This is a genomic window from Streptomyces laculatispora, from assembly GCF_017353455.1.
GTDB classification, from domain to species: domain Bacteria; phylum Actinomycetota; class Actinomycetes; order Streptomycetales; family Streptomycetaceae; genus Streptomyces; species Streptomyces laculatispora.
This window is the reverse complement of the sequence record NZ_JAFMPZ010000446.1, coordinates 1-5402: the sequence shown is the minus strand read 5'-3', so window position 1 is coordinate 5402 and position 5402 is coordinate 1. Positions and strand designations below refer to the sequence as shown.

The 5402-nt window shown below is 71.0% G+C and carries 6 protein-coding genes; 1 reads left to right on the top strand and 5 read right to left on the bottom strand.

The genetic code is table 11. The annotated features are described in order from the left end of the window. The 5 genes from J1C73_RS21805 to J1C73_RS21785 form a co-directional block, all read right to left on the bottom strand. The coding region (locus J1C73_RS21805; protein WP_207317903.1) for an MMPL family transporter at positions 1-1774 on the bottom strand (1774 nt) is incomplete at its 3' end. 209 nt (positions 1775-1983) lie between these two features. Beyond that, positions 1984-2727, bottom strand: a complete 744-nt coding sequence (locus J1C73_RS21800) for a Clp protease N-terminal domain-containing protein (protein WP_207317902.1) — start codon at positions 2725-2727, stop codon at positions 1984-1986. Between the two features lie 174 nt (positions 2728-2901). Further along, positions 2902-3399 (bottom strand): peptidylprolyl isomerase, encoded by a 498-nt coding sequence (locus J1C73_RS21795; protein ID WP_123468564.1) that lies wholly within the window; start codon positions 3397-3399, stop codon positions 2902-2904. Positions 3400-3545: 146 nt separating this feature from the next. Next, positions 3546-4058, bottom strand: a complete 513-nt coding sequence (locus tag J1C73_RS21790) for a DinB family protein (protein WP_207317901.1) — start codon at positions 4056-4058, stop codon at positions 3546-3548. A 39-nt stretch (positions 4059-4097) separates the two neighbouring features. Next, the gene (locus J1C73_RS21785; RefSeq protein ID WP_207317900.1) at positions 4098-4898 is read right to left on the bottom strand and encodes a LysR family substrate-binding domain-containing protein; all 801 of its coding nucleotides are present in this window, start codon (positions 4896-4898) and stop codon (positions 4098-4100) included. 58 nt (positions 4899-4956) lie between these two features. Here J1C73_RS21785 and J1C73_RS21780 point away from each other — a divergent pair, with 58 nt between their 5' ends. Further along, positions 4957-5361, top strand: a complete 405-nt coding sequence (locus J1C73_RS21780) for a DUF5997 family protein (protein ID WP_207317899.1) — start codon at positions 4957-4959, stop codon at positions 5359-5361. Positions 5362-5402 lie beyond the last annotated feature (41 nt).

Here is a 5402-nt window from a genome sequence, read left to right as displayed (position 1 = left end):
CCACCACCACCCCGTACGAGGCGGCGATCGACAGCAGGTTGAGGACGGCGGCCTTCACCGCGGCCAGGACGCCGCGGAACACGATCAGGATGATGACGAAGGCCAGGCCGACCACGACGGCGATGATGAGCGGGAGGCGGCTGACGATGATGCCGAGAAAGTCCTCCTGGGCCGCGGTCGTTCCGGTCACATAGGCGGACGCTTCGGTGCCGGACACCCCTTTCGGCAGGACGTCGTCCTTGAGGTGGTTGAACAGTGTGGTCGTGCCCGCGTCCTGCGGGGCCTCGGCGGAGACGGCGTTGCCGATGAGGAGGGCTCCGTCGTCCGTCGCCCGGAGCGGGCTCACGCCGGCCGCGCCGGGGACATCGGCGAGCGTCCTCTGGAGACTGCTCGCCAGCGCCGAGCGGTCCGCGCCGGGCACCGCGCTCTGATCGACGACGAGGGTGAAGGGGCCGTTGGCGCCCGGCCCGAAGCCGGTGGAGATCAGATCGAACGCGCGCCGGTCGGTGAAGCTCGTCGGATCCGCTCCGTCGTCGATGTGTCCGAGGCGGATGGAGAACAGCGGGATCGCGAGGACCCCCACCACGACGAGCCCGGCGAGCAGGAACCACCAGGGCCGCCGCTCGACCCGCTGGGCATACCGGTGCCAGCCGCCCTGCGACGCGGTGCCCGGCACGGCCCCGCCCTCGGCGACCGGCGGCCGTACCCGGTAGCGGTCGATGCGCCTGCCGATGAGCCCCAGCAGTGCGGGGACCAGGGTGACCGCGCCGATGACCGCGGTGATGACGGTGACCGCGGCGGCGGCCCCCAGCTTGCCGATGAAGCTCACCCGGGAGACGTACAGCCCGGCGAGCGCGACGATGACGGTGCAGCCGGAGACCAGCACGGCACGCCCGCTGGTGGCCACGGCCCGGCCGGCGGCCCGGACCGGATCGCCACCGTCCATGACGGTCTGACGGTGGCGGGTGATCAGGAACAGGGCGTAGTCGATCCCGACTCCCAGCCCGATCATGGTGGCGAGCGTGGGGGATACGCTCGCGAACGCGGTGGCCGCGGCCACCAGCGACAGGATGCTCAGCCCGACGACCACGCTGATGAGCGCGGTCAGCAGCGGGACAGCGGCGGCGATGATGCTGCCGAATCCGATGAGCAGTACGACCACCGCGACGACGAAGCCGATGGCCTCGCTGGTCCGGTCCTTGGTCTCGGGCCTGGCGAGCTCGCCCAGCGGTCCGCCGTACTCGACGTCCACCCCGGCGGTGCGCAGCGGTCTCACCGCCGTGTCGACCTGGTGGAGATAGGCGCGGTCCAGCGCGGGCGGGTTCACGTCGAACCGCACGGTGATGTACCCGATCGTGCCGTCCTTGGACAGTGCCGTGGACGTCGGCGAGGACGAGGAGGGCAGCGGGTTCTGGGCGGACAGCACGTGCGGCAGCTTCTGCAGGCTGCTCACTGCCTGGTCGACCTGGCTCCGCACCTCGGTCAGGGGCTGGTGCGCGTCGTGCAGAACCACCTGCGCGCCGATGCCGCCCGCGGCGGGGTCGTGTGCCTTCAGCAGCTCGGCGCCGGTGTTCGACTGGGTGCCGGGCAGGCTGAAGTTGTCGGAGTACGTCCCCCCGAACGCACTCTGGAGGGCGTGCAGCCCGCCGAGGGCGATCACCCAGGCAATGATGACCACGACGAAGTGGCGGGCACACCACTCGCCCAGCCGCAGCAGCCACCCCCCGCGCGGCTTCCCCAGTGCTGCGCAGGTGCTGCCGCTGGGCGGGGCCATGCGTTCTCCCGTAGCAAGGGACGGGCCGTTCAGCCGGGGCGCACCGCGTCCCTCGTGTCCAATTCGAGAACGTAGATGTTGCTACGGGAGCCGGGGTCGCGACACGTGCGGCGGACCGGCCCGTTCCGTCGCACGGCCGGTACGAGGTGCCCGCCCCGTCGTCGGGCCCCGGCACCGCGTCGTCGGGCCGCAGGGCGTGCGGGGGCCGGTCAGTCCTTCTCGTGTGCCGCGGCGATGAGCGTGAGCGCCTCGGTGATGGCCGTCTCCGCGGTCGCCTTGTCGAGGCCGAGGCCGGTCAGCAGTCCCGTCCCGTCCTCGTGCTCCAGCAGGGCGAGCAGGATGTGCTCCGTACCGATGTAGTTGTGCCCCATCCGCAGCGCCTCGCGGAAGGTGAGCTCCAGCGCCTTGCGGGCATCGGCGTTGTAGGGGATGAGCTCGGGCAGCTCCTCCTCGGAGGCGGCCGGCAGCGCCTCGGTGGCGGCCTGGCGGACGGTGTCCAGGGGCACCCCCTGGGCCTTGATGAACGCCGCCGCGAGCCCCTCCGGCTCACTGAGCAGCCCGAGCACGAGGTGCTCGGTGCCGATCTCGCTGTTGCCCGCGGCGCAGGCCTCGTTCTGCGCGGTCATCACGACGTTCTTCGCGCGCGGGGTGAAGCGGCCGAAGCCCTGACTGGGGTCGAGGCCGGTCGGCTCGCCGGGACCCTTGGCGACGAACCGCTTCTGTGCCGCCTGCCGGGTCACCCCCATGCTCTTGCCGATCTCCGTCCAGGAGGCGCCGGAGCGCCGCGCCTGGTCCACGAAGTGGCCGATCAGGTGGTCGGCCACTTCGCCGAGGTGGTCGGCGGCGATGACGGCGTCCTGGAGCTGGTCGAGGGCGTCGGGGTGGACCTTCTTGATGGCTGCGATGAGGTCGTCGAGACGGATCGGATGCGTGGGACCCACTGGCTGCGTCATGTGTCAACCTTAGGTTGACAGTCGCCTCGTCGTCAACCTTCCGTTGACAGTGGAGTGGGAGCGAGGGCGGCAGTGCCCCGGCCGGCCGCGAAAGCCCCCGATACGACGAACGCGCCGGCCGACGGTGTTCGTCGGCCGGCGCGTCCGGTCAGCTGTTCAGCCAGCGGGCCGGGATCAGAGCACCCCGGAGTCGGCGATGGTGACCTTCGCCTTGGTCCGGCCGCTCTGCGAGCCGAGACCCTCGATCTTGGTGACCAGGTCCAGGCTCTCCTGGTCGGCGACCTCGCCGAACACCACGTGCTTGCCGTCCAGCCACGACGTCACGATGGTCGTGATGAAGAACTGCGAACCGTTGGAGTTCGGTCCGCTGTTCGCCATGGAGAGCAGTCCGGGCTTGGTGTGCGCCAGCTTGAAGTTCTCGTCGTCGAACTTCGCGCCGTAGATGCTCTTGCCGCCGGTGCCGTCACCGCGGGTGAAGTCGCCGCCCTGGAGCATGAACTCGGGGATGACCCGGTGGAAGGACGAACCCTTGTAGCCGAAGCCGTGCTCGCCGGTCGCCAGCTGGCGGAAGTTCTCCGCGGTCTTGGGAACGACGTCGTCGTACAGATTGAAGACGATCCGCCCGGCGGGCTCGTCGTTGATGGTGATGTCGAAGTAAACCTTGCTCGTCATGGAACCATCCTGACATCCGGCCGTGCGGCCCCGACGGGCGGGCGCGGCGAAACGCCGCTCACGGGTGACGGGCCGGGCGCAGGTGGTCGAAGCGGGCGGGCACGCGACAGCGGCCCCGCACCCGTTCCCCCACCCGCCCCTTGCCGTCAGGCTCCGGTGCTCCCGTCGATCCGCTCGCGGAGCAGGTCGGCGTGGCCGCTGTGACGGGCGTACTCACCGATCATGTGTGTGTAGATCCACCGCAGACTCACCTCGCCGCCCATGAAGGGAGCGGTGTCCTCCAGCGCCCGCGCGGCACAGTTGGCACGGGACAGGACGATCTCGCCCTGCCACGCCGTGAGGGCCTGTGCGAAGGAGGCGTCGGCGGAGATCTCGAAACCCCCGTCCTGGCCGTTGGAACCGGCCGGCGCGACGTGGGTGGGCGGGGCGTCCTCGGCGGCGAGCACCCGGCGGAACCAGTTCCGCTCGACCTCTGTCAGGTGCTGGACCAGTCCCAGCAGCGTCAGCGACGACGGCGGCACGGAGGCGTCACGGACCTGCTCATCGGCCAGGCCTTCGCACTTCACGCCCACGGTGGCCCGGTAGAAGTCGAGCCAGCTCTCCAGATTGGTGCGTTCGTCGGCGTTCAGGGGCGGCATCGGGCGTTCGGTGTGCGTCATGATCACCGATCGTGTCACCCGGGTCTGACAATCGCGCCGTTACGGCCGTCGGCGGGGCTTTCCGCGCTTGGCTCCCGCGGCGCCCTTGGCCCCCCGGGAGCCCTTCGCCCCCTTCGCGCCTCCGGAGCCGCTCCGAGCCCCCTTTCCCGCGGCCGCGCCGGCGGCGGGCTTGCGTCGGGCACCGCCGGTCTCCGGGGCCTTGCGCTTGGGCTGCGCCGCGGGCGCCGTACTGCGGCCCCGGGTGCTGTTCACCGTCCGCCCGCGGACGATCCCGATGAAGTCCTCCACCAGATCGGTGGTCCGGTCCTCCGGCCACGACAACGCGATGCGTGACTCGGGTGCGCCCGAGAGCGGCCGGTATGTCAGGTCCTTGCGGTGGTGCAGGCGGGCGAGCGACTGCGGGACGGCGAGGACGCCCACCCCGGCCGCCACCAGCTCGATGGCGTCCGCCGTCGTGGCCGGGCGCTCGATCGCGGGCAGGCCGGGCAGGCCGTCCCAGCCGAGGGTGTCGTCCAGCGGATGCAGCACGATCTCGTCGGCCAGGTCCTCGACGGAGATCTCGTCGACCGCCGCCACCACGTGGTCCTTGGGGATCACGACCACGGTCGCCTCGGTGTAGAGGGGGATCGCGCTGAGGTCCGTCCGGTCGACCGGCAGCCGGACGAAACCCGCGTCGGCGCCGCCACCGAACAGCAGGTCCGACGCCTCGGCGGCGGGCACCGCGACGAGGGTGAGGGGGATGCCGGGCAGGCGCTCGTTCCAGATCCGCACCCACTTGGTGGGCGTCACCCCCGGGACGTACGCGAGCCGGAACGAAGGGGTTGCTTCCGAGCCTGTCACCCCGCCAGGTTACCGGTCGTGGTCAGCGGCGGCGCACACGCTCGATACTCTTGACCCCATGACGTCGCACCAGACCACCCAGACAATGAAGCCCGCGACCGCGGCGAAGAAACTGGGTGTGTACCTCGAGGCCACCCCCACCGAGTTCCAGGAGGGTGTCGTCTCGCGCACCGAGCTGGCGGCACTCCAGTCCGATCCGCCCGAGTGGCTGCAGAAGCTGCGAAGCAACGGCCCGCACCCCCGGCCGGTGGTCGCCGCCAAGCTCGGCATCTCCATCTCCGGCCTCGCGCGCGGCGGCGTCACGGACGCCCTCACCACGGAGCAGATCGACGCGCTGAAGCAGGACGACCCCGAGTGGCTGCGCAAGGAGCGCGCCACCCAGGCCGAGGTCCGCAAGGAGACGGTGCGCATCAAGGAGCGGAACGCGGAGCGCAGCGGCAAGGCGCAGGAGCCCCGTTCCTGACCCCCGCCGCTGAAACCGCCCGATGTGGGTGGTCCTCGTTC